The 23,166-nt window shown below is 65.1% G+C and carries 21 protein-coding genes, 1 tRNA gene and 1 pseudogene; 5 read left to right on the top strand and 18 right to left on the bottom strand.

The window, feature by feature from the left end:
* Positions 1 to 20: 20 nt before the first annotated feature.
* Positions 21 to 1,400 (top strand): amino-acid N-acetyltransferase, encoded by a 1,380-nt coding sequence (gene argA, locus WT97_RS20695; RefSeq protein WP_006485509.1) that lies wholly within the window; start codon positions 21 to 23, stop codon positions 1,398 to 1,400.
* A gap of 53 nt (positions 1,401 to 1,453) precedes the next feature.
* Positions 1,454 to 1,729, top strand: a complete 276-nt coding sequence (locus WT97_RS20690; protein ID WP_009692666.1) for an oxidative damage protection protein — start codon at positions 1,454 to 1,456, stop codon at positions 1,727 to 1,729.
* A gap of 161 nt (positions 1,730 to 1,890) precedes the next feature.
* Here the strand turns inward: WT97_RS20690 and WT97_RS20685 are convergent, their stop codons facing one another.
* The 3 genes from WT97_RS20685 to WT97_RS20675 all read right to left on the bottom strand — a co-directional run bounded on the left by WT97_RS20685 (position 1,891) and on the right by WT97_RS20675 (position 6,392).
* Positions 1,891 to 3,303: an MFS transporter gene (locus WT97_RS20685; RefSeq protein WP_060354293.1), complete on the bottom strand. Its 1,413-nt coding sequence runs from the start codon at positions 3,301 to 3,303 to the stop codon at positions 1,891 to 1,893.
* 138 nt (positions 3,304 to 3,441) lie between these two features.
* Positions 3,442 to 4,644 (bottom strand): CaiB/BaiF CoA-transferase family protein, encoded by a 1,203-nt coding sequence (locus tag WT97_RS20680; protein WP_059789065.1) that lies wholly within the window; start codon positions 4,642 to 4,644, stop codon positions 3,442 to 3,444.
* Positions 4,641 to 6,392: an acyl-CoA dehydrogenase family protein gene (locus WT97_RS20675; RefSeq protein WP_060354280.1), complete on the bottom strand. Its 1,752-nt coding sequence runs from the start codon at positions 6,390 to 6,392 to the stop codon at positions 4,641 to 4,643. Before WT97_RS20675 ends, WT97_RS20680 begins: the two co-directional genes overlap by 4 nt.
* 172 nt (positions 6,393 to 6,564) lie before the next feature.
* Between WT97_RS20675 and WT97_RS20670 the strand changes: the two genes are divergently transcribed.
* The 3 genes from WT97_RS20670 (at position 6,565) to WT97_RS34200 (ending at position 9,013) form a co-directional block, all read left to right on the top strand.
* The gene (locus WT97_RS20670) at positions 6,565 to 7,467 is read left to right on the top strand and encodes a LysR family transcriptional regulator (protein WP_060354279.1); all 903 of its coding nucleotides are present in this window, start codon (positions 6,565 to 6,567) and stop codon (positions 7,465 to 7,467) included.
* Positions 7,468 to 7,565: 98 nt separating this feature from the next.
* Positions 7,566 to 7,640, top strand: a tRNA-Val gene (locus WT97_RS20665).
* Between the two features lie 179 nt (positions 7,641 to 7,819).
* Positions 7,820 to 9,013 (top strand): hypothetical protein, encoded by a 1,194-nt coding sequence (locus tag WT97_RS34200; RefSeq protein WP_156440298.1) that lies wholly within the window; start codon positions 7,820 to 7,822, stop codon positions 9,011 to 9,013.
* A gap of 85 nt (positions 9,014 to 9,098) precedes the next feature.
* On the opposite strand, the gene WT97_RS20655 is transcribed toward WT97_RS34200, so the two are convergent.
* The 15 genes and pseudogenes from WT97_RS20655 to WT97_RS20585 form a co-directional block, all read right to left on the bottom strand.
* The gene (locus WT97_RS20655) at positions 9,099 to 9,398 is read right to left on the bottom strand and encodes an AlpA family transcriptional regulator (protein ID WP_060354277.1); all 300 of its coding nucleotides are present in this window, start codon (positions 9,396 to 9,398) and stop codon (positions 9,099 to 9,101) included.
* A 115-nt stretch (positions 9,399 to 9,513) separates the two neighbouring features.
* Positions 9,514 to 9,768 (bottom strand): hypothetical protein, encoded by a 255-nt coding sequence (locus WT97_RS20650; protein WP_156440297.1) that lies wholly within the window; start codon positions 9,766 to 9,768, stop codon positions 9,514 to 9,516.
* Positions 9,769 to 10,073: 305 nt separating this feature from the next.
* Positions 10,074 to 10,877 carry a hypothetical protein gene (locus WT97_RS20645; RefSeq protein ID WP_156440296.1) on the bottom strand — a complete coding sequence of 268 codons (804 nt, stop codon included), beginning with the start codon at positions 10,875 to 10,877 and terminating at the stop codon, positions 10,074 to 10,076.
* 70 nt (positions 10,878 to 10,947) lie between these two features.
* Complete coding sequence (locus WT97_RS20640; protein WP_060354274.1) at positions 10,948 to 13,203, bottom strand: lytic transglycosylase domain-containing protein; 2,256 nt, start codon at positions 13,201 to 13,203, stop codon at positions 10,948 to 10,950.
* Position 13,204: 1 nt separating this feature from the next.
* Positions 13,205 to 15,256 carry a hypothetical protein gene (locus WT97_RS34640; RefSeq protein ID WP_179949800.1) on the bottom strand — a complete coding sequence of 684 codons (2,052 nt, stop codon included), beginning with the start codon at positions 15,254 to 15,256 and terminating at the stop codon, positions 13,205 to 13,207.
* Positions 15,246 to 15,437 carry a hypothetical protein gene (locus tag WT97_RS20630; RefSeq protein WP_060354273.1) on the bottom strand — a complete coding sequence of 64 codons (192 nt, stop codon included), beginning with the start codon at positions 15,435 to 15,437 and terminating at the stop codon, positions 15,246 to 15,248. The genes WT97_RS34640 and WT97_RS20630 overlap by 11 nt, the downstream gene beginning before the upstream one ends.
* Positions 15,434 to 16,108 (bottom strand): hypothetical protein, encoded by a 675-nt coding sequence (locus tag WT97_RS20625; protein WP_060354272.1) that lies wholly within the window; start codon positions 16,106 to 16,108, stop codon positions 15,434 to 15,436. Before WT97_RS20625 ends, WT97_RS20630 begins: the two co-directional genes overlap by 4 nt.
* Entirely contained in the window at positions 16,108 to 16,770 is a 663-nt protein-coding gene (locus tag WT97_RS20620; RefSeq protein WP_060354271.1) for a hypothetical protein, read from the bottom strand. Before WT97_RS20620 ends, WT97_RS20625 begins: the two co-directional genes overlap by 1 nt.
* Positions 16,771 to 16,773: 3 nt before the next feature.
* A complete protein-coding gene (locus WT97_RS20615) occupies positions 16,774 to 17,028 on the bottom strand; it encodes a hypothetical protein (protein WP_060354270.1) in 255 nt (84 codons plus the stop codon).
* A 260-nt stretch (positions 17,029 to 17,288) separates the two neighbouring features.
* Positions 17,289 to 17,834, bottom strand: coding sequence for a terminase small subunit (locus tag WT97_RS20610; RefSeq protein ID WP_060354269.1), 546 nt, complete (start codon positions 17,832 to 17,834; stop codon positions 17,289 to 17,291).
* A gap of 219 nt (positions 17,835 to 18,053) precedes the next feature.
* Positions 18,054 to 20,321 carry a VapE domain-containing protein gene (locus WT97_RS34635; RefSeq protein WP_179949799.1) on the bottom strand — a complete coding sequence of 756 codons (2,268 nt, stop codon included), beginning with the start codon at positions 20,319 to 20,321 and terminating at the stop codon, positions 18,054 to 18,056.
* Positions 20,322 to 20,356: 35 nt separating this feature from the next.
* Positions 20,357 to 20,968, bottom strand: a complete 612-nt coding sequence (locus tag WT97_RS20600; RefSeq protein ID WP_060354267.1) for a hypothetical protein — start codon at positions 20,966 to 20,968, stop codon at positions 20,357 to 20,359.
* A gap of 100 nt (positions 20,969 to 21,068) precedes the next feature.
* On the bottom strand, positions 21,069 to 21,260 hold the full coding sequence (locus WT97_RS20595; protein ID WP_257128539.1) for an AlpA family transcriptional regulator: 192 nt from the start codon (positions 21,258 to 21,260) through the stop codon (positions 21,069 to 21,071).
* A 93-nt stretch (positions 21,261 to 21,353) separates the two neighbouring features.
* On the bottom strand, positions 21,354 to 22,484 hold the full coding sequence (locus WT97_RS20590) for a tyrosine-type recombinase/integrase (RefSeq protein WP_060354266.1): 1,131 nt from the start codon (positions 22,482 to 22,484) through the stop codon (positions 21,354 to 21,356).
* A 302-nt stretch (positions 22,485 to 22,786) separates the two neighbouring features.
* Positions 22,787 to 23,166 (bottom strand): annotated as a pseudogene (locus tag WT97_RS20585) (aminotransferase class III-fold pyridoxal phosphate-dependent enzyme); the annotation flags it as partial.

Raw genomic sequence — 23,166 nt, 5'->3', positions numbered from 1 at the left:
GGCGCATTATAATCCCGGCCATGAATTCCCAAACCGACCTCCCTCCCGCCCAGACCGGCGCCGCGACGCCGCCGGCCGCCGACGATTCGGCCGCCAGCCACGCGCAGTTCGTCGACTGGATGCGCTCCGTCGCGCCCTATATCCACAAGTTCCGCAACAGCACGTTCGTCGTGGGGTTCGGCGGCGAGGTGGTGCAGCAGGGGCTGCTGAATGCGCTCGTGTCCGACATCGCGCTCTTGCAGGCGATGGGCATCCAGATCGTGCTGGTGCACGGCTCGCGCCCGCAGGTCGAGGAGCAGTTGAGCCTGCACGGTGTCGAATCCGAGTTTTCGCACGGCCTGCGCATCACCGATGCGCGCGCGCTCGAATCCGCGAAGGAAGCGGCCGGCGAAGTGCGTCTCGACATCGAGGCCGCGATCAGCCAGGGTCTGCCGAACTCGCCGATGGCGCACGCGCACATCAGCGTCGTGTCGGGCAACTTCGTGACCGCGCGGCCGGTGGGGATTCTCGACGGGGTCGATTTCGCGCACACGGGCATCGTGCGCAAGATCGACGCCGAATCGATCCGTCATTCGCTCGCGAGCCGCAAGCTCGTGCTGCTGTCGCCGCTCGGCTTCTCGCCGACCGGCGAGGCGTTCAACCTGTCGATGGAGGACGTCGCGTCGGCGGCCGCGATCGCGCTGCGCGCCGACAAGATCATCTTCCTGACCGAAGGGCCCGGCATCGTCGACGACGAAGGCGAGCTGGTGCGCGAAATGTCGCTCGACGCGGCCGCCGAACTGCTCGATTCCGGCAACATCCAGGGCGACGACGCGTTCTTCCTGAAGCATTCGATCCGCGCATGCCGCGGCGGCGTGACCCGCGCCCACCTGATCCCGCAGTCGCTCGACGGCAGCATGCTGCTCGAACTGTTCCTGCACGACGGCGTCGGCACGATGATCTCGTACGAGAACCTCGAAAGCCTGCGCGAGGCGACCCCGGACGACGTCGGCGGCATCCTGTCGCTGATCGAGCCGCTCGAGTCGGACGGCACGCTGGTGCGGCGCGGCCGCCACCAGATCGAACGCGACATCGACCACTTCTCGGTGATCGAGCACGACGGCGTGCTGTTCGGCTGCGCGGCGCTGTACCCGTACCAACAGGAAAAGATCGGCGAAATGGCGTGCCTGACGGTCGCACCCGAAGCGCAGGGCTCGGGCGACGGCGAACGCCTGCTCAAGCGCATCGAGCAGCGCGCCCGCGCGCGCGGCCTCACGCACATCTTCGTGCTCACGACGCGCACCGAGCACTGGTTCCTCAAGCGCGGCTTCGTCAAGGTCAGCGTCGACGACCTGCCGGAAGACCGTCGCAAACTCTATAACTGGCAGCGCAAGTCGCTCGTGCTGATGAAGCAGCTCTGAGCACCGGCACGACTGCCCTTCCCCCCAGACACCGATTACAGGAGAAGTACACGATGGCTCGAATGATCCAATGCGCGAAGCTCGGCAAGGAAGCCGAAGGCCTCGATTTCCCGCCGCTGCCGGGCGAACTCGGCAAGCGCATTTACGAGAGCGTCTCGAAGGAAGCGTGGCAAGGCTGGCTCAAGCAGCAAACGATGCTGATCAACGAAAACCGCCTGAACATGGCCGACCCGCGCGCGCGCCAGTACCTGATGAAGCAGACGGAGAAGTACTTCTTCGGCGAGGGCGCGGACCAGGCGTCCGGCTACGTGCCGCCGACGGAAGGCTGAGCGCCGCGAATCGCGCAGGCGGCGCGCGCTTGCGTCGTCGCGCGAATAGCGCAAACGGCACCGTGTGATCGCTCGGTGCCGTTTGCTTTTGGGGCAGCCCAATCGACGCAACCCCGCCGACGCGCGCGCGAGGGCGCCCGGGCGAGCCGGCGTGCCCCGCCTCATCCCGCCGGTTTCAACGTGCCGCGGTCGTCAGGCGGCGCGCCCGCGCCGGCCGGCTGATCCGCGCCCGCGCCTTCCGTGCCCCATTCCGCCGCATCGCTGCGTTCGGCCGTCGACAGCTCGTCCGCGCGATACCCGGTGCGATTGAGCAGCGCGAGCATGCACGCAAGCGACACGAGCGCATACAGCCCCGACGCGATCGCGACGCCGACGATGCTGCCGTTCGCGTTCAGGATCGCCTGCGCGAGCACCGGCGTGCCGCCGCCGACGACCAGCGCGCTCAACTGATACGCGAGCGACAGGCCCGTATAGCGGATGTTGGCCGGGAACACGCGCGCGAGCACGCCGCCGACCGCGCCGTAGAACATCGCCGACGGAATCGTCGAAATGCACATGCCCGCGACGGCGACCCAGTACGAACGCGTCGCGAGCGCATGGAACATCATGGGCATCAGCACGATTTCCGGAATCAGGATCCAGCACATCGCGCGCCGCATGTCGACCTTCGACACGAACCACGCGCCGACCGGCTGCATCAGAAATTGCACGATGAGCGAGATCGACAGGATGCCGAGGAACGTGCCCTGCGCGTAACCGAGCGTCTTCGTCGCCCACGACAGCGCGAACGTGCTGCGGAAATACGTGACGTTGATCACCGGCAGCGTGCCGGCCGCGAGCAGCACGACGACCCAGTGGTCGCGCACGACGTCGCGCAGCGGCAGCCTCACCGTGCGCTTGCGCGCGAGCACGCGCTGCATGTCGACCGACTCCTCGAGCTTCAGCCGGATCACCATGCCGATGATCACGAGCACGGCCGACAGCAGGAACGGAATGCGCCAGCCCCACATTAGGAACGACGGCGTCGGCAGCGCGCTCAGCGCGAAGAACGCGGCCGTGGCCAGCAGGTTGCCGGTGGGCGAGCCCTGCTGGGCGAACGCCGCGTACAGGATGCTGCGATGCTTCGGCGCATTCTCGCTCGCGATCAGTACCGCACCGCCCCACTCGCCGCCGACCGCGATGCCCTGCAGCACGCGCAGCACGACGAGGCCCGCCGGCGCCCATACGCCGATCGACGCATAGCCGGGCAGCAGGCCGATGCCGGTCGTCGCGAGCCCCATCATCACCAGCGTGATCACCAGCGCGGTCTTGCGGCCGACGCGATCGCCGAGATGGCCGAACACGATCCCGCCGAGCGGCCGCGCGGCGAACCCGGCCCAGAACGTGACGAACGCGAGCAGCGTCGCGACGCCGGGATCCATCGTGCTCGAAAAGAACACCTTGCCGAATACGAGCGCCGCAGCGGTGCCGTAAATGTAGAAGTCGTACCACTCGATCGTGGTGCCGACGAACGCCGCGAGGGCGGCGCGGCCTGGCCGCGGCTGCGCGGCGGGCGGGGATTGCGGACGGCTCATCGATGTCTCCATGTCGGTGATCGGGGTGCGACTGTCGCGCACCTTTCCGGATGGCCGGCCTTCGCCGGCCGGCGGGGTTACGCTACGTTGCGATCGGTCGATTCCGGGCGACGTTCGTCTGCGGCGCCCATCGGTCCGTCAGGTCTGGCCGGGCGCGACACGCAGCACACCGGCATCGAGCAGTTGCTGCTGAAGTGCGCGATCGACGCCGAGCCGGTCGAGCACCGCACGCGTATCGCGACCGAGCGCGGGAGGCGCCGACCGGTAGGTGGCCGGCGTGCGCGACAGCTTCACCGGCGACGCGGTGCCGCGATACGCGCCGATCTCGACGAACAGGTTGCGGTGCAGCGCATGCGGATCGTGCGCAACGTCGGCCACCGTGCGTACCGGCCCGCACGGCACGCCGGCCGCCATCAGGTCGCGCGCGAGCGGCTCGCACGCGTGCACGGCGAGCCGCACTTCCAGCTCGACCTTCAACTGCGCCCGGTGCGCGCAGCGGCTGCGGTTGTCGACGAAGCGCGGATCGCTGGCGAGCGCCGGCGCGCCGAGATGCGCGACGAGCCGCGCAAACTGCCGGTCGTTGCCGACCGCGAGGAAGATCGGCACGGTGGCCGTGCGGTAGCTGTCGTACGGCGCGATGTTCGGATGCGCGTTGCCGCTGCGCTCCGGCACACGGCCCGAACCGAAGAAGTTCGGCAGATGCGGATGCAGCAGCGACACGCCGCAGTCGTACAACGCCACGTCGATCGACTGTCCGCGCCCGCTCTTCTCGCGCTCCGCGAGCGCCAGCAGGATGCCGGCGAGCGCGTTGAGCCCCGTGACCATGTCGACGATCGGCAAACCGATGCGCGTCGCGCCGCCATCGCGTTCGCCGTTCACGCTCATCAGCCCGGCCATCGCCTGGATCACCGCGTCGTAGCCCGGCAGGCCGCCGAGCGGGCCGTCGTCGCCGAAGCCCGTCACCGCGCAGTGGATCAGGCGCGGGAAGCGCGGTTGCAGGTCGCGTGCGTAGTCCATGCCCCAGCGCGCGAGCGTGCCCGGCTTGAAATTCTCGACGAGCACGTCGGCCTCTTCGAGCAGGCGCCACAGGATCGCCCGCCCTTCGTCGTGCGACAGGTCGAGCGCGAGCCCTTCCTTGTTGCGGTTCACGCCCATGAAATACCAGGCCGTGTCGCCGAGGAACGGCGGGCCCCAGGCGCGCGTCTCGTCGCCGGCGGGCGGCTCGATCTTGACCACCGTCGCGCCGTGATCGGCGAGCGCCTGCGTGCAGTACGGGCCGCCGAGCACCCGGCTCAGGTCGACGACCTTCAGGCCGTCCAGTGCGCCACGCGTCGTGCTCATCGCTCGACCTCCGGCAGCAGGTCGAGCGCCGTGTCGAGCGCGACCGGCAGGCCGCGCAGCAGCGCGTCGGACGCGGCCGATTCGTCGTCGCGCGGGGCCGGCTCGAGCGGATCGACCGGCAGCAGCTTGTGCCGCACGATCAGGTGCGCCAGCGCGAGACGCCTGAAATCCGGCGCGAGCCGTGCGCCCTCGCAGGCCATCAGCACGGCCGCGCTCGCGTAATACAGCGCGGACGCGGCCTGCCGCACGCACGCATCGTCGCCTTCCTCGCCGACCCGCACGAGCGCATCGCACGCCCGCGCGAGAATGCGCCGCAACGCCGTGCGGCTCGCGTCGGGCAGCGGCGCCGCGCCCAGACGATCGCCGAGGAACGTGCGCAGCGCGTCGAGCGCATGTTCGCGCTGCGCGGCGCGCGCGACGTCGAGCGCGACGATGTTGCTCGTGCCTTCCCAGATCGAACCGAGGTGCGCGTCGCGCACGAGCCGTGCATCGCTCCACTCCTCGATATAGCCGGTGCCGCCGCGTACTTCCATCGCATCGCCCGTCACGCGGCGCGCGTCGCGGCACGCGCGGAACTTGATCAACGGCGTCAGGATCCGCACGCAGCGCGCAGCCTGCTCGTCGCCCGCGTCGGCCTGCGGCAGCAACAGCGCGATCTGCATGAACATCGCGCGCGCGGCCTCGGCTGGCAGCAGCATCTTCATCAGCTGGCGCCGCATCAGCGGCATCTCGATCAGCTTGCGGCCGAACGCCTCGCGATGCGCGGCGACGTGCAACGCTTCGTTCAGCGCGCGCCGCATCAACCCGGCCGCGCGCACGCCGTTCGACAGTCGCGACATGTTGATCATGTCGGCCATCTGGTGAAAGCCGCGGCCGATCTCGCCGATCAGGTACGCCTGCGCGCCTTCGAGCGCGATCTCGCCGCTCGCCATCGAACGGCTGCCGAGCTTGTCCTTCAGGCGCACGATCCGGTAGCGGTTGCGCGTGCCGTCCGGCAGCGTCTTCGGCAGCAGGAACAGTGCGAGGCCCTTGATGCCGTCCGGTGCGCCGTCGGGCCGCGCGAGCACCATCGCGAGATCAGCGTCGGCATTCGAGCAGAACCACTTGTCGCCGGTCAGGCGCCAGATGGTGCCGCCGTGTGCGTCGGTTTCGCAGGTCGCGCGCGTCGCGATACGGCCGACGTCGGAGCCGGCCGCCTGCTCGGTCATGAACATCGCGCCCTGGTACAGCGTGTCGAAGTCGCGCGACGCGAGCCTCGGCAGGTAGCGCGCGACGAGCGCGGGGTCGCCGAAGCGGCGCAGCGTGCGCGTCAGCGAATCGGTCATGCTGACCGGGCAGCACAGCCCGAATTCCGCCTGCACGAACAGGAACGTCAGCGCGTACTTGACGAGCGGCGGCACGGTTTCGGATCCGTGACTCAGCGACGCGAGCCCGAGCTCCGCATACGCGACCCGTTCGAGCGCGACGTACGCCGGATCCTTGTCGATCCGCTGCACGGCCTCGCCGCGCCGGTTGCGGTGCTCGAGCACGGGCGGATGCTTGTCCGCGCGCGCCGCCCATCCGTCGAGTTCGCCCGATACGCGCTCGCCGAGCGCGCGCAGCCGCGGCTCGAGTTCCGCATAGTGCGCATCGCCGAGATGCAGCTTCAGCAACGCTCCGAGATCGGGGTCGACGGTGAAGAAATTGATGCCCCGGCTGTCGGGGATATTGGATGCGCCGGTGTCCGGCGTGCGAGCGGTATCGTTCATGCGTGCGTCTCCTGGGTTGCCTGCACGTCGGCCGCGACCGACGCCGCAGCGCCCGGCCGGCCCGGTGCAAGGCCTTTGCAGAGCGTAGGCGCGCGGTCGATAAGCGTCCAATACACGATTTATCCGGTACGATAGATATCGCTTATCGATGCCGATGCCGGGAGGAGACACCGTGGAACTGAGGCAGTTGCGCTACTTCGTGGCGGTCGCCGAGGAGCTGCATTTCGGGCGCGCGGCGAAGCGCCTGTTCATCTCGCAGCCGGCGCTGAGTTTCGACATCCGCAAGTTCGAGGACGCGCTCGGCGTGCAGCTTTTTTCCCGCACCAACAAGACCGTCGCGCTGACCAACGCGGGCGCGGTGCTGCTCGGCGAGGCGCGCCGGCTGCTGCTGCAGGCGGCCGAGGCCGAGCGCCTGACGGTGCGCTCCGCGTCGGGGCTCGCCGGCCGGCTGCGAATCGGCTTCGTCCATTCGATGCTGTATCGCGGGCTGCCCGACGCGGTGCGGCGCTTCGAGGCCGACTATCCGGGCGTCGAGATCGTGCTGAGCGAGATGAACACGCACGCGCAGGTGCAGGCGATCCAGCGCGGCCAGATCGATCTCGGCTATGCGCACTGGGGCCACTGCCCGCCCGAGGTCGAATCGGCGCCCGTCTATGCGGAGCCGTTCGTGTGCTGCCTGCCGGTCGCGCATCCGCTCGCGCGGCGCCGGCAGGTCGCGCTCGCCGCGCTGGCCACCGAACCGTTCATCCTGTTTCCGCGCGACGCGGCGCCGCACTATCACGACCTGATCATCGCGCAGTGCGTGAACGCGGGATTCAGTCCGCTGATCCGGCACGAGGCGCGGCTGTGGCAGACGATCCTGTCGATGGTCGAATTCGGGATGGGCATCGCGCTCGTGCCGCGCGTGCTGCAGCAGGTCAAGAGCGACCGGCTCGCGTTCCGGCCGCTGAAGGACGCGTCGCTCGAATCGCACACGCTGGAGCTGAAGCGCAGCGGCACCGCCGAACCGGTCGCGCTGCGCTTCGCCGACTACGTGCGCGCGTCGATCGACGCGCTGCCCGCGCTCGTGGGCTGAACGCGCGGCTCGCGAACGGGCGCCGGCGGCCGTTTTAAAAAAATTTGCAGAAAGGACTTTACGAACCCAAAAAGCTCTGACATAATTTCAGCTTCTTTGGGCGGTTAGCTCAGCGGTAGAGCACTGCCTTCACACGGCAGGGGTCACTGGTTCGATCCCAGTACCGCCCACCAAAGAATTCCTTAAAGATCAAGGGCTTAGGTTTTTCGACCTAGGCCCTTTTTCTTTGCGTACGGAAAGTGTACGGAAAGAACACTCTCCAATCCGGTGCCCTCACGACTATAAGAACGCGATCGAAGTCGCTACGATGGCGTCTTCATATCGGCCGAGCGGGAGCTCTATGAAGCGCGCGTTGAACATTCCCAAGGGCGCGAAGCAATCGCTTTTTCTCGAATACTTCAACAGCGAATTCGGGAAGCGCATCACGAAAGCACGCGCAGGCGTGGAAACTAACGACGACGGGACGTTCACGTCCGTCGTCGAATCAACATTCAGCGAACCAAGTGGAGATTTGGAGCTTCGCTGGCTGCTCCGAACCTCGATCGATGGCACGCTAACAGAAATCGAGGTACTTCCTGCAAGTGACGCGGATGCCGTATGGGAATCAATCGCCCGCGAGATCATCGACTCCGCCCTCCGCGATGCGTATGTAGAGACTCGGTCCCGACGGTACCGTCGGCAAGTTCTTTACTACGTCGGCCCGCATCTAGACGGTGAATATTGGTTCGGTAGGACTCGAATCGCGCCGTTAGATCCAAGCGACAACCAATTCCCGGCGGCATTTAACTTGGAACGTGCAGTCGCCCTTGATTTCGAAGTGAATGCGATCGATGATCGTGATGCAAGCTACCTCGCTAGTGAGGCCGCTCGTAAGTTTGCGGCGCGCTTTTCGCTGCTACTTGACATCGACTTGTACGAAGCACCGATTGAACATGCGTGGGTGTCTACCAACGGCCCGGACTTTGAATCGGTGCGTCGTCAGCGCGGAATCCTGTCGATTCCATACCCCGATCACCTGCCCCAAAAGCGCCAAACCTGCCCGGCAGGTACGTCAGGCGCATCGATCGCAAACTACGGCCGCATGATAGGGACGCTAAAAATGCCTTTCGAGGCCCGCCGTATCCTACGTGGCGTCGAGGCCCTCCCTGAACCCGTGACCGCGGCGTTCGACGGCGCGGCCCGAATGTATCAAATCGGCCTATTTCTGGCAGCACGTTTCCCGACTGCTGCACTCGCTTACAGAGTGGCCGCGGTCGATGCCCTTCAGCAGACCGAGCCGGATTGCAACGGCTTCAGCGAATTCATGCGGAAGTACTCCCCCATTGGCGCTAGTAATCCGCAGTTGCTGGACTATCTGCACGGCGGCGTTCGATCGTCGCACTTCCACGCGGGAAAGTTTGACCTCGGTGAATTTTCGATCCAGCGACATATGGATATAGTGCACATGCCGGATAGAGCGGCCCACGCACGCCAACGCTATATAGGCTTTGAGGCCACTCGCCAAGCAATCGCCAACTGGATGTTATCGGTCGCCGCGTCCAACTGAAGCGTGATGTACAACATCGCGAACCTTTTTGAGCTTCAAAGCCGCCGGCCTCGTTTGACTAAGCATATGCATGATGGTGCGCCTGTTAGCTCCCTATCAGTGCGATGAGACTCCTGCCGGTCACGCCACTAGCCCGCGCGCCAATCTTCACGAGTTCGAGCCGGCCAGCACGCGCCATGTTGTAGACGGTCGCCCTCGATACACCCAATCGATACGCGGCGTCCCTGACGCGATATAACCGGTCCGCCCGCAACTCGGGCACCGCCGGCACGCCTGGAGCCGTCCGGCCCGGCTGGTGCGTCGACTGCCGCTCGCGCAGCCGCGCGGTAATGCGGCTCGCGATTCGATCCGCGAGCAGGTCGAGCAGATCGTCGCTCAGCGTCACATCGCGTCCAGTCAGCGATACCGTGCCAGCTTTGGTTGTCTTCGATACGTATGGCATGCCTACCCCCTTCGATCAATACGAACGCCCCGCCCGAAAGAGCGGGACGCGCCGCTTTTCAGTCCAGGCCGATCGCCTTGGTAATCGCGGCGTCGAGCTCGCCCGTCGCTGCTTCGGCCCGTTGCCAAAACCATGAAGCGCTCGGGATCTTGTCGAGGTCGACGTGCTGAGCGAACGCGCCACGAAGGGCGAAGATGCACGTGCGGAGCTCGCCCTGCAACGCGTAGATGGCCGCAAGGTCACGCGACGACACCGTCACTTGATCAGGAATACTACCGATAGGGAAAGCAAGAGACTGAACGTTGGCGTTCATGGTGAGCTCCGTATGCGCGTGCGCCACCCCGCTGCTAAACGGGGCGGGCGTCGATGGCGGGGTTAGCAGACCGGGGCATACGGAACCCGGCAGGCCGAAGCCTCCCCACCATCGCCGCCCATAGAAGGCGCGAAGTACAGACGAAGAAAAACCGCTATCGCGAGCGGTTGGCCGCCGCATGCATTCGGGCTGCTAAACCCGGTCAACGTTGTGTACGTCGACGAGCTTAGTATAAGGCACGCGAAAACAAAATTGCAACGAAATCAGCATGTTAGGCAACTCCGTACGCCATGTACAGCGATGCTTTACCGTCCAACGCAGCTCCGCACGGCGCCCCAAATTTCCTTGACCTGCGGCCAGGCCTGCGCCATCGCAGCTGCAACGGAAAGCACCGTTAGTATGCCAAGAGCAATTTGAATATTGCGATTTGTCTTATGCCGTCGCTCCTCGTTTTCGTAATTGTGCAAGGCTGTCAGCGCCCGCGGATGCAACACGAACATCATGTCTCGACGATCGAGCAGCCCCTCGTCAGCAAGTGAACGTAGTACTAGGTCGTAATAGGCGTAGCGTCTGTCGCGCCGCGGATGAAAGACCGAACGCGTTCCGTGAAGGTGCGCGGCCAATGTGATCGCGCCAACGCCGCCTCGCTGACCTTCGATCTCCCTCGAAACAATGTGCTTCAGCACGGTCAATCGATCAACAGTCGTCGGTGATCGCCGGTTATACAACCGTTGCAGCAATCCATCTAACGCGACTACCAGCCGATAAATCCCGAACAAGTTGCGTAGTTCGAATTCCATCGGAGAGGTGGTGTAAAACTCGTGCAGGCTCAAGTAGTAGCGAAACTCGATGGTCGCACCTTCAATGTCGCTCCAATGGACCGTCCGGGCTTCGTCATATGCGGTCCCGTTCCACCAGAATCCCTCGACACCCTGCGAATTAATTCCCGACAACAGCAGGCCCCATGCTTGGTCACCGTATCGACTCGTGATCTCCACATGGTAGTAGTCACGAAATACTGCGCGAAGACCTGATAAAGGGATTGGATTCGGCGCCAAGCGGCTCGCAGCACGCGTCAATGCGCGGCGAAGGAAGAAACTGCGGAACATAGCAACCCCGGTGTTTTATTGAACGCTTTTCGGTGTCGCTACGTTATCACGCCGCGTGCCGCGTGCCGCGTCAAAGCGTCGAGATAAAGCACCGCGCGGCGACTTCGAACAGGCCAGCGTCCTGCGTGTTCATGGCATGCTCGTCGTCGATCTGCTGCAGTAGCTCGGCAACCGTGCCCGTGCGTTCGCCCGCCGGCGTGTCGATCGTGACCTGCATATCCGGCCGCGTCGCGGCGGTTTCGCGCAGGTTCGCGTCGATCGCGCGCGCACTCGGCGCGCCGGCTGCCGTTCTGGTGGTCGTCCGTGGGGCGCTGCCGGTCGATACGACCGTACCCTCTGCGGACTCCGCAATCACGTCTCGCGATTGCGTGACTGGCATACGGTCTGCCTCGCGCTGTGCGCGGGCGATGCTCGAGACGAAATCGGCGATCTGCGTGCGCCGCGTCGCCGGCACGTCGATACCTGCACGCGCTGCGCGCATCTGCTCGATCTGCGAGTCGAGCGTCGGCAACTGGTCGCTGGCGCGCTGCGCTTCGGCGTTCCGGCGAATCACGCCCTCCAGCCGTGCGACCTGCGCCTCGTGATCGGCATGTGCTGCATCAATGCGGCGCCGCGCCTCGGCCGTCGCTGCCTTGTACCTCATGCCTTGGTCCTGCAACTGGCGCGTCAATTCCTTGACCGCATCGGGCGACGTGTCCGGTGCGTTCGCACGAATCTGGTCGAGTTCAGCGCGCGCCTGCGCAACAGCGCCTGGCTCGGCCAGATTCGAGGCCGTCGCCGCCAGATCGCCGCGGTACGACTCGGCGTCAGCGATCAGCCCTTCCAGCGCGTTTGCGCGCGAGACGTCGTCCGCCGTGAAATAGCGCGAGACGTCCGGGTAGCCACCGTCGTCCATCTGGCGAGCGGCCAGCTCGAACGCGTCCTGATGCGCGGCCATACCAGCCACGTCGTCCGGCCGGCCGAATACGTACGCGTCATCGACGATCCGCTGTCCACGTGCGAGCAGCGCGGCGTCGACCTGGCCGGGTGTCACGTGGAACGTCGCCGAGTCAATACCTCGCGTTGCAACATATTCGTCGAACCGCTTCAGGTAGCCGATCGTTTCTTCCGCCGTCGGCGAGCCGCCAGCCTGTACGGCTCGCGCCTGCTCGACACCGCCGTTGTATTCGGTCACGGCCGCCCGCATGTCGCCGTCATAGCGCTGCAGTAGATCCTTTGCGTAGCGCGCTGCCGCGTCGATCGAGTTGACCGGATCTTGAGGATCGCCCTTGCCGTATGCGGCCCACGTGTCCTTCGTGAACTGCATGACGCCCTTCGCACCGGCCGACGACACCTGATTGCTGTTCGAGCGTTCGCCGTGATTCTTGATGAAGTCGAGCAGCGCCTGCGGCACGCCTTCGCGTTGCGCCGCCTGCGCCGCGTAGGCGTCGAGTTGCGGAGCGTTATACGGGAGTGCCTTCCGTGCGTCCATGGCCATATTTTCGAGCGGCAACGCGGCGGCGGCCGCCGTCTGCCGTGCGGCGCGCGCCGTTGCTGCGGTGTGTGCGCCCGCGAACGCGCCGGCCATCAGCGTAGACGCGGCGATGTTCACGGGGTCGAGCGGGTCGATCTGGTCGGCGAGGTGGTCGTAATCCGCGTTGCGCAGAATCGCTTTCTCGATCGTCGCCTGCGCGATCGCGGCGCCCGGGCCACCGGCAGCGACGAGCCCTGCCGTGCGCGCGAGAGTCGTGCCGGCCACGGGAAGCACCGCGCCCGCTGCCGTGATTGCGCCTTCCGCCGCACCGACTGCCGTCCGCGTGCCGACGTCGACGCCTTGGCGTTTCAGGTCTTCCGCGCGCGACATGCCGATTGACGCGCCACCGACGGCCGCGCCGGCCAGCGGACCGCCGAGCACGGCCGCAGGCACGATCTGCGTCAGCCCCGACATGACACCCTGCACGGTCTGATCGATTACGGTCGTGCGCGTCGGGTCCGGTTTGAACGTGTCGGACAGGTCGTATGCCCGCGTGCCGAGCGGCGACTCGAACAGGTGCCCGGCGCGCTGCTTCGCGATCGCTGCGTTCACCTGCTTGTCGGCGTCGGCCTGCGCCTGCGGGTTAAGAGTGAGCGTGTCCGGATCGACGTAGATCTGACTCAGGCCGGCGGCCAGGTCCGACGCCGCGCCGAACAGCGCCGTGCCACCCTGCCCGAGGCCGCGCCCAACCGCGCGCGCGATCGAGGTGATCGACGTCGACGGGTACGTGCGTGGCTCGGCGGGAAGAGGAATTTCGCCCTGCCCCTTGAGGTAGGCGCCGGTTGCATCTTCGTAGAGGGGATCGATCGGCATATCAGCGCTTCGGCGTGGGTTTCGTGAGGTGGACAAGCAGTGGTGCGCCAGAGGGATCCGTCACCGGCCGGGCGCCCGTCAACACCGTATATGTGCCCCCGATACCAACGCGCTGCAGGCGGTAGCTCGCGAACTGCTTCATGAAGTCCTCGAGGGGGATCTTCACCCCGTTCGCGAGCACGCTGTCGACGCCCGGGTTTTCGATGTTCGCGGCCGACGCTTGCTTGACACCCGCGTCGAAATCATCGTCCGACCAGCCCCAGGGTTTCGCCGCCATGTAGCGATCACCGCGCGGATCGATGCCGCCCGTCTTCGACAGGCCGCCCGTCGCCACGTTAACGCCGGTCAGGATGTCGGTCGCGTTCGGCACGTCGCGACCGTTCTTGCGCGCGCTGGCGACTGCTGCGAAATACGCGGTCTCGCGCGCGTCGCCGAGCTGCTGCGGTGGCAGCGACTCGCCGATCTGCTTCGCGATCGTGGCCTGCAAGCCGGTCGCGGCCGCCGCGTCGACTTTCACCAGCTTGTTTGACAGCGCGTCCTGCCCGTCGAGGATGTACTGTGCGACAGGCATGCCGCTCTGCATCATCAGCGGACCGCCAGACGGGTCAGCCGCACCGGCCTTCATCGCGAGCGCCATCGCCGGGCTCTTTTCCTTCCACTGCTCCGCCAAGTCGTTGATGCGCGCGGCGTTTCCCATGGAGTGCCCGATCATCGCGAGCGCCTGCGCCTTCGTGTTCGTCGGCAGCGCATCTACCGCCTGAAGGACGCTGCGCGCCTCGTCAGGCGTCAGCAGCGACACGCGGCGCCCTGCCGCTTGTTCAACGGCACCAGCCGCCTGCACGCGCGTGGCAAGCGATGCTGCGAGGCCCTGTATGCTCGACGTATCCACCTGCGGCAGGCTCTGCAGAACGCCGCGATCGAGCGCGGCGTTCCAAGGATCCGTTTTGTATGCCTGCACACTCGCCGTATGGATCTGCTCGAGTTGTTTCACCGCGGCGGCGGTGTCCGGATCCGTACCCGTCGTCGCGGCCGTCGTTTGATAGCGCTGCAGTGTCGCAGCCTGCTGCGCGAGCGTCGAGCTCGCGAAACCTGCACGCTGCCCTGCTACCTCGACCAGCCGGCGTGTCTGCTCCGCAACCGCCGTCCCGGCCGTCGTCGTGAGCAACTGTGTTGTGTATTCGGGACTGAGCTGCTTCCCCGCGTTCACCAGGTCGAGCGCCTGATTGTGTGCCGTCGCGGCGTCGTTCTCGCGCTGCAATGCCTCGCGGTCAGCCGCGTTCTGCTGCTGCGCGACGAGCGAACGTGCGTGGCCCTGCAGTGCCACCAGCTTTTGCGCCGGAAGGTCGTTCACCCACTCGTAACCGGCGGGCAGCGGCTGATCGGGCTTTTGCGTGAGCACTGCATACGCGGCGACGGGGTCGTCGGCTACCATCCGCATCCCGACTGCCGCCGACATGTTGTCCTTCGCGGATTGCTTCAGACTTGTCTTTACGTCGGCCGGTAGAATCGAATTATCGATCGACACGTTCAAGCCCGCTAGCATCGGCACGTACTGACTCGGATCGCGCGCCGACGCGGATGCACTCGCGTTGATCGCATCCGACGTGTTGCTCACGGCCAACTTGCGCTGCTGCTCCGCTTCGAACCCGAGCGCCGTCGAAAATGCCTTCTGACGATACTCGGTGTACTGCTTGTCCATGAAGGCGCGCACGCGCGGGTTCCGGATACCAGATAGCGCCCCCTGTACGCTTTCGTCGTACGCCGACATAGCGTCCCGCGTGAAGTCTGGCGCACCAGGCACCGCACGGCCCTGCGCGTCAACGAGCCCCTGCTGATATCCCGCGACGGTGTCCGCGTACGTTTTCTGCGCGGCGAGCAGATCCTGCGAATCCTGTAGCTTTTGCTGCGCCTCGGCTACCTGCCCGACGGCCGCGCCGACCTGCTGAAGCGCCGCGCCCGTGCTGTCGTCGACAACGGTCAGCGGCGTGCGGGCCCCAGACGTCTGCAGTGCGGGCGCGACCTGCGATTGGTACACCGGGATCTTAATTGCCATTGTTTTCTCCAATGCCGGCAGCATCGTCGAACGCCGCGCGAGTGGCGCGCGCGATCAGCCCACGCATACCGAGCCATGCCAGTCGCGCGGCCGGGTCCGCGACGAGCCACGCTGCGAAACGCGGCTCGACCAGATCGTAGACGGGGAACTCGCGCCTCAATTCGGCTTGGGTGTATTTCATTTCAGCTTCCCGGCAACGCGCTGCCGCAGCGCTTCCTGCGCGAACTTGATCACCGTCTTGCGATCAGCGCCGAGGCCCGTCTCGACGAGCACCTTTGCAACGCGCGGGTCGCGCTTCGCGAGCGCGTTCGCTGCATCCCACGCCTGTTCCCACCCGTCGCCGAACGTTTCTTTCATGCCCTGCACGGCGTCCGCGAGGTGGGCCTGCTTGTCGGCCTCGGACAGCGCCGGCCAGCCCTGCGCAAACAGGCGGGCATCGGCGAGGAATTCCCGCACGTCGGTCTGGTTGCCGCCGTGGTCGGCGACAATCGCGGCGAACTCCTTGCGATCGATCGTGCCGCCCAGGCCGTCGTCGATCGCGGCGACTGTTTCCTGTCCCCACTGCCCGGAACCGGTCAGCTCGTCGTACAGCACGCCGTGGGCGCCCTCATCGCCGTAGAACTTGCGCACGGAATCGTTACGCACGAGCGCCAGCGCGTCAGGATCGTCGGTCTGTGGCGCGGTCTGCGTGACGTTGAATAGCAGCTTGTCGATGGGGTTCTGCGCCTTCGGCTGCTCCGCCGGCGCGCGCGGCGTCTCGGCCGCGCCCGGAAACTTGGTGTTCGAGTAGAACGCCGCGGCGCGCTCCTCGGGCGTCTTCTCGACGGGTGCGGATTGCTGTTCGGCGTCCATCAGTCGCCCCCACGCAACGCCGTGTGGCTCGTCAGCTCCGCGTCGGCCGGACTTCCGTACGGCGACCGCGACACGCTCGGCGCCGGACGATTGACGACGCTTTCGAGCACACGCATGGTCTTCGCATGGTATTGACGCGCCTCGTCGGCCAACGGCTGTTGTACGCGCTCCTCGTCAAATACGTGCCGAATATGGCGTCGAAGCAGATCGGTAGCGATATAGCTGTTCGAAACGTTGAAGTAATCGCTGTTGTGCGTGCCCACGTTGAGGAGCACCTTCCGCACCGATACGCTGCGCAACTCTTCCTCGACCTGCATGAACTCGCTGCGAGCGACAAGCAATGCAGCCAACGCAACGTCGAGCGCCGCCGCAGCCTTCACAAACTGGCGTTCGAGTTTGGCCGCCTCGCGAACACCCTCCCGCGCGGCCTCCGCACGAGCGGCGAGCGCGGCCGTGCTGTTGGCGTCGTATGCCGCCTTTCGCACGCGAATAAGCGTCGCCTCGCGCGAGCGGTGTGTCTCCACGATGCTCCGCAACTGGGTGGTTTCCTCGTCCTCCGCGCCGTTGTTCTCGAGCATACGTTCCTCGAGTTCACGCTGCGCGATGGCGGCCTGCTGGCGCGCTTCTGCGAGCCGCGATTCGATAAGTTGAATGTCGGCCATCGGTCAGTCCTCGTCCACGAGCTCGACATCCCAATCCATCACGCGGGCCGCGTCCGCCTGCGCAGCCGTCGCGCGGCACCACGCGTGATCCGCGTCCGGCCGGATCCGCCATTCACCGCCTTTCAGCAGACCGTGGCGCTCGATGAATTCAGCGAGCGCGTCTTCCACAACGCAAGCCATCGACGTACCGCGCAGAAGCGCACACGCCTGCAGCCGGCTGCGCGTCGCGTCCTTCATGTAGATGTTCGTTGCTGCCATGTATCTGCTCCTGTGTTGACCTTCAATCAGCGTCGCACCTGTGCGTCGCGGAATCTCGCGTGTATGCCATTTAATTGTGTGCATACGGCTGTGCAGGATCGTGCGTCATTCGAGGCGGGGAATCCCCCGTCTTTCGATCCGTGACGTAAGGTACGTGGGTAGCCGAGCGGGTAGCTACGCGCCTTTTTCTCATGTCGCGCGGCGCGCAACGCCCACCACGCAAGGCGCCGCGCCGTGAATTGAAATCGCCAATGGGGATTTCAACCGCCCTTCACGCGCGGCTTGCGGCCCGTCTGGTCGACCACACGCACGCGCGGGCGCTTCGATATCTCGAGCTTGTCGTTCAGCAGCCCAAGGTGACGCATCGCCAGCGTGAGCGCCGCTGTCTTGTCGAATACCTTGGCTTTCTTCGTGAGCGTCGGCATGGCCGTCAGCTCGCCGTCGCCGTTCGCGCCGTACGTCATCTGCTCGACCACATCGACCCCGGCAAGAACTGCTGCAGCCTCGTCGTCGAGCTGATCCGGGCGCTTCAGCGTGCCGTCGGCGTTGTACAACTTGCGGATGTCGAAGAACGCGATGCGCGCGAGCTCGCGCAGCACGCGATCCTGCGTGATGTGCGTGCGCTCGCGGCGGTCGCTCATCGCGGCGCGGACCGCTTCCTGCACACTAACTTTTGCTAACAGGCGCGCGCCCTGCTCGTTCGCGGTCCGCTCGCTGTACCCGGCGCGCCGCGCGGCCGCGCTCGCGTTCAAGTCGCACAAATATTCATCGACGAATCGTTGTTGCTTCGCGGTAAGTTTCTTCATAGATTCACCTCTTAAATTCGTACTACGAACTTGTAATTTCCTGCATCTTTCGGCCTCGTCGGGGCGTAACCACCTGTAACCACCGGAACCCCTATTTCCTATAAACCCCTGTATCCCCCTTATTTATCGCGCACACGTATATAGAGAAAGGTGGTTACGGTGGTTACGGTGGTTACGCGCCTTGCTGCGTAAGGCTCTGCGCGTAACCACCGGCGCGCATCACGTGGTTACGGTGGTTGCATCCGATCGCATCCAAACCTTGGTCGGGTGCCCCCCGACCCGCTTCAACCGCTTGGAGTACCCCATTCCTTGCAAAATTTTGCTAATTCGCATCATGTCGTTGCGCCCGAGCCTCGATTTGGCAATTCCGAGCGCCCCATCTGCAATATCGTGAATCTGCAAAAAATCGCGCGTACACGGTGGCTCACCGAGATCGCACGCATAGTCGCCTCGTCCCATGAGCCAGTCGTGAATGATCGGCGACCAGGGGTCGGACAGCTTGTGCTGTGCGTGCACTTCGCGCGCCAGCGTCTCGGCCTCTCGCCAATCGACATTCCCGGCGCGTTCGTAGGCCGAGCGGGCCTCGGCCCACAACTGCAAGCAGTCGGCCGCGATCCGCTCGACGTCGCACCGACCGACGCGCACCGGCAGCCACCGGCGCTCCCCCGTCTCGTCGGCGAGAAACTCATCTTGGTTGGTCGTGCCGACGAACAGGAACCGACGCGCAAACGTCACGCTGAACTCCTTGTACTTCGGCACGAAATTTTCGTGCGTCCGGCTGATGAACGCCTTGATCGACTCGGCATCGCGCGTGTGCAGGCCGCGCAGTTCGCCGAGCTCGACCACCAGGCGGCCGCGCATCATGCGGGACGCGTTGTCGTCGCGCTCGTCGAGCTTCAACTCGCAGTAAAACTCCTGCGCCGGCACAAGCGCCTTCACCGCCCGCGTCTTGCCGGCGCCCTGCTCGCCGATCAGCACCGGCACCATCGGCGCTTCGCACCCGGGCGACAGCACGCGGCCGGCAAGCGCCGTCCAGAGATACCGCGACACCGCGCGCGTGTATGACGTGTCCTCGACGGCCATGTAGTCGCGCAGGAACGTTTCGATGCGCGGCACACCGTCGTGCTGCAGGCCGGTCAACCACTCGACGGCCGAGTCGATGCGATTCTCGTCGGCCACGAGGCCCACGCCGTCGCGCAGCGCCTCCTTGCTGAGCTTAAGGAAACCGAGTCGCTCGAGCCGGATTTGCAAGCGGGTGTAGTCGGGATCGGTGAACGCACGTAGGCCGCGCGGATCCGCCTCGCCGGCGAGCATGATCTCCGCACGGAAGTCGTCGTATCGGATGTGCCAGCCGCACTCGTGCGGCGCGCGAACGGCTGTCACGATGTTCTCAGCAAGCGCGAGAATCTCGCCCTTGCCGTTGCGGCGATAGCCCGGGCGCGGCGGTTCCTGTTCGCCGGCCGGCACCACGTCGAAGTCGTCCTCGCTCGGCTCGCGCTCCGGATCCCGCCAACCGTGTGCCGCGGCCATCGCCTTGATCGTGCCGATCGTGATCGGCGTGCCCTGGTTCTTGCCGGCGTAGCCCCAATCGCGCTCGGTCTTCGCCGCGTCGTACTTGCTCGATCGCGCCGAAAACTCGTGCACGAGCGCCAAGCCGTCGTCCGAGCCGCGCGACGCGTGGTGCACACCGAACAGCACGTTACGCCAGCTGTCGTAATCGAGCTCATGCTCGCCGCGGTTCGGGATCGCGTCGAGGGCGGATTTCAGCGCGCCGAGCTCGGCAGGCGCGACAGCCGCCGGCGGCACGACAATCTTCCGCTCCGCGCGCGGTACCGGCGCGCTCGTCGGCCAGTCCATTTCGGTGACGTACGACTTCGGCATGTCGTCCAACTCGAACGAGTCGAGCGGCGTCGATTTACCGCCCAGCGGCAGAAAAAACATGTTGCCGTACCCATCGTGCGGAACGCTGCTCTGCTTCGGGAAGGCCTCGACCTGCCCGGCGGCAACGCCCTTCGTTCCGTCCTGCAGATCGCACGCAGCGAGCACGTGCCGCAGGGCCTGACGCACGCTGTACGCATCCTGCGGCGCGTCCCACAGAAAATAGATGTGGATCCCAGCGCCGCCCGACGAGCGGAACGGAATGCCCTGCAGGCCGACGGCCGATGCAGCGGTAAGGATGTGCACGGCGGTGTCCTGCATTTCGTGCCACGGCGTTTCGCCCTTGTGCGAGTCAAGATCGAGCAGTCCCACCAGCGTCACGTCGCTGCCCGGCTGCATCGGGAACACGCCGTAGGCCGGGCCACCATTCACGTGATGCGCGAGTCGATCGGCAGTCAGCGGTCGGCCGATGTGCTGCGGCGGTTTCCCCGGGCGCTTGACGCAACAGGTCGACGTGCGCACGCGCGAAACGATCGGCGCAAGCGCCGCAGCGAGATCCGAATGTGTACAGCGTGGCTTGACAGTATTTTCTGTAGGTGTACTATTCATCTTGTTTACCGAGCTTTGAAATTTTGGGCCCGCATTTACTGCGGGCTTTTTCTTTTCACGAACCGCATGTCGTCGAGCCGCGGCGCTACGTTCTTCAGCATCCGCCGCCCTTCGGCCGGCGTCAGTCGCTTCGATCGTTGGAAGTGCGAGCGCAAGAGCTCGAACGTCGCGGCATTGGCCTGGATCTCCGTCATCGCGAGCGCGAGCGCACGTGCGAAATGGCTGCTCGGCGCGTCGTCTGTGAAGGCATCAAGAGCAGTACACGCTGCCGCTGCGTTCTTGATCTCGAAATGGCTTGACGCCGGGTGACACAGGCCGGCGACTTGCTCCCCTGCAACGCCGGCCAGATCCATCACAGCTTCAGCAAAGAAAATGTCGGCCGCTTCGTCGAGGGTGTACGGGCGCCCGGTCATCCGGTGCTCGTAGTGCGTCGATCCCATCCAGGCTCCGCCCTTCGAACGGACGTGAGCGCCGAGGAAGCGCCAGCCGAGCGCCATTGCGATGATCGTGTGCCCGGCCTCGTGCGCGGCGGTCTGCTCGCGCGAACACGGGTCGTCGCCGTGCAGTGCGCGGATCCTGAGCAAATGCTCGGCGGCGGTCTGCTTCGCGGTGGGGCTGAGATAGCGAGCGTTGTCGATGGAATTCATGCTTTTCTATTCGAGTGTTAAGTTGTGCCTTACGCGGCCCAAAAACACGAAGGCCCGCGTTTAGCGGGCCTTCAGTGGGCTTGATCGAATTGTCTTGCTGTCATTGCACGACCTCGCGCGGTTCGAGGCTATCGATCCACGCCTTGACGGTGGACAGCTTCCAGCCCGTTGCCTTACGGCCGAGCTTTACTGGGCTCGGAAACTCACCGCGCTTCCGCTTTTCGTAGAGGGTCGAACGCGAGAAGCCGCAGATTGCGAGCAACTCTTTCTCCCTGACAATTCGATCAATCACGATGTGCTCCGCACGTTGTAGAACTACCTCGGACAATAGCACCGCCAAACGAGGCAAGGACAATACCCGCACAAACCCCTGTTATACACAGCCTTACACTATCTGCACCGAGTCGAGCCGCGCGCGCGTCACGTCGTGCCTTAGGTGCCCGTAATGCTTGTCGATCATCGCGGTCGACGTGCCCGCCAGACGGGCAACGACAAACGAATCCATCCCATTCGCAATCATTTCGCTGATCGCCGTGTGACGAAGCGAGTACATGACAATGTCGTCTGGCAACTGCGCCGCCGCAACTGCGGACCGAAACATTTTCTTCCACGCGTCTTTCGTCCACGTTGCGCCGACCGCCGTCGTGAGTAAGGGTGCGCTGGCAATCTTGTCGGTCGACAAAATCTCGAAAAACTTGCGCGCCGCGGTCGAGAGGGTCACGACGCGAAAGCCCGTCTTGCCGGCGAGCGCGAGCGTGCCCTGAGCCCGATCGAAGTTGTTCGCGACGACTTTCGCCATTTCGCCAGGCCGAGCGGCGGTGAGAAGCAGCGCCCGCACGAGCAATGCCAGGTCGTCAGGGCAGTTTTCAAGCAGCCGGCCGCGCTGTTCGTGAGGAATGAACCCTTGCCTACGACGACCCACACCTTTAAACGGGACGACGGTTCGCCACCCAGCATCCGTCGCAACTAGCCGGTCACGTAACGCCAGATTTAACGCTGCCTTCAACGATGCAAGATTTCGGTTCGCGGAGTCTTTCGCCCGCCGGAGATCATCCTCGTCGTCCTCGTCCTCATCGACTTCGACCAGGCCGGCGAGCCATGACTTCAGATCCGAGGTGCGCAACCGGGAAAGATCAATCCTGCCGATCGGCGCTTCATCAACAAGCCGGCGAAACCGACCCGCGGCATCGTTCGCGCTGGCCGCCCCCTTGTGCAGACGCAGGTGCTTCACGTAGTGCTCAGCGGCCTCCCGGACTGTAACGCCCTGGCGTGATACGCCAGCGTCCCGAGCGGCGAACCACGTGCGCGCCTGCTTCACGGCGTCGTCGTACGTCGAAACGGTTCCCAAGGCGCGGTATTCCTGCTTCCCGTCTTCATTGCGCCTGCGAGCGATCCACGTCCCGGCGCCGGTTGGCAGTTTCCTGAACCCGATGTACAGCCCGGTTTCGAGGCGGTTCCAGTACGGCTCCCTTCGAGCCGCCAAGGCGTTTCTAACCAATACCTTCGTTATGTCCACTGCCGTCGTCACCCATACGGAATTTGTACGGAAACATTATGCCGGAACATATCGAACAATGCCGGATTTATTTTTCTTAAAAATCAATCAATTACGCACAAAACAGATCAACAAAAAACCGCTCTGGACTGAAATTCTTGCCTTCACACGGCAGGGGTCACTGGTTCGATCCCAGTACCGCCCACCAAAGAATTCAAGGGTCTGCGTCTCACGACGCAGGCCCTTTTCGTTTTGGCGGCGCGCGTGCCCTGCGCGATGCGGGCGCCGCGTCATTCGACGCCGCGCCCGCACGCAGCGCCGGCTTACCGTACCTGCCCCACCCGCTCCGCCGTCGCGTCGAACGCGCGCTTCGCCTTGTCGACGATCTCGTCGACCTCCGCCTCGCGAATCACGAGCGGCGGCGACAACAGCATCCGGTCGCCGGTCGCGCGCATGATCAGGTTGCCGTTGAAGCAGAAGTCACGGCAGATGGTGCCGATATCGACGTCTGCGCCGAAGCGCTCGCGCCGGTGCCCGTCGCGCGCCAGTTGAACGCCGGCGACCAGCCCCGCCCCCGCAATCTCGCCGACGATCGGATGATCGCCCAGCGCGTCGCGCAGCCGCCGCTGGAAATACGGTCCGATGTCGGTCTTCACGCGCTCGACGATGCCTTCGTCGCGCAGCAGCTTCAGGTTCGCGACCG

The sequence above is a fragment of the Burkholderia sp. MSMB1459WGS genome, assembly GCF_001534535.1.
Taxonomy (GTDB): Bacteria; Pseudomonadota; Gammaproteobacteria; order Burkholderiales; family Burkholderiaceae; genus Burkholderia.
Note: the sequence above shows the minus strand (reverse complement) of the source record. Positions and strands in the feature narration are given on the sequence as shown.

Coding starts and splice junctions, on each gene's coding strand:
- WT97_RS20680 (WP_059789065.1), bottom strand. CDS start 4,644: ATGAGCACGACGCGTGGCGCACTGGACGGCCTGAAGGTCGTCGACCTG.
- WT97_RS20625 (WP_060354272.1), bottom strand. CDS start 16,108: ATGGACGCCGAACAGCAATCCGCACCCGTCGAGAAGACGCCCGAGGAG.
- WT97_RS34635 (WP_179949799.1), bottom strand. CDS start 20,321: ATGAATAGTACACCTACAGAAAATACTGTCAAGCCACGCTGTACACAT.
- WT97_RS20620 (WP_060354271.1), bottom strand. CDS start 16,770: ATGGCCGACATTCAACTTATCGAATCGCGGCTCGCAGAAGCGCGCCAG.
- WT97_RS20600 (WP_060354267.1), bottom strand. CDS start 20,968: ATGAATTCCATCGACAACGCTCGCTATCTCAGCCCCACCGCGAAGCAG.
- WT97_RS20640 (WP_060354274.1), bottom strand. CDS start 13,203: ATGCCGATCGATCCCCTCTACGAAGATGCAACCGGCGCCTACCTCAAG.
- WT97_RS20615 (WP_060354270.1), bottom strand. CDS start 17,028: ATGGCAGCAACGAACATCTACATGAAGGACGCGACGCGCAGCCGGCTG.
- WT97_RS20675 (WP_060354280.1), bottom strand. CDS start 6,392: ATGAACGATACCGCTCGCACGCCGGACACCGGCGCATCCAATATCCCC.
- WT97_RS20685 (WP_060354293.1), bottom strand. CDS start 3,303: ATGAGCCGTCCGCAATCCCCGCCCGCCGCGCAGCCGCGGCCAGGCCGC.
- WT97_RS20630 (WP_060354273.1), bottom strand. CDS start 15,437: ATGAAATACACCCAAGCCGAATTGAGGCGCGAGTTCCCCGTCTACGAT.
- WT97_RS20690 (WP_009692666.1), top strand. CDS start 1,454: ATGGCTCGAATGATCCAATGCGCGAAGCTCGGCAAGGAAGCCGAAGGC.
- WT97_RS20645 (WP_156440296.1), bottom strand. CDS start 10,877: ATGTTCCGCAGTTTCTTCCTTCGCCGCGCATTGACGCGTGCTGCGAGC.
- argA (WP_006485509.1), top strand. CDS start 21: ATGAATTCCCAAACCGACCTCCCTCCCGCCCAGACCGGCGCCGCGACG.
- WT97_RS20610 (WP_060354269.1), bottom strand. CDS start 17,834: ATGAAGAAACTTACCGCGAAGCAACAACGATTCGTCGATGAATATTTG.
- WT97_RS20650 (WP_156440297.1), bottom strand. CDS start 9,768: ATGAACGCCAACGTTCAGTCTCTTGCTTTCCCTATCGGTAGTATTCCT.
- WT97_RS34640 (WP_179949800.1), bottom strand. CDS start 15,256: ATGGCAATTAAGATCCCGGTGTACCAATCGCAGGTCGCGCCCGCACTG.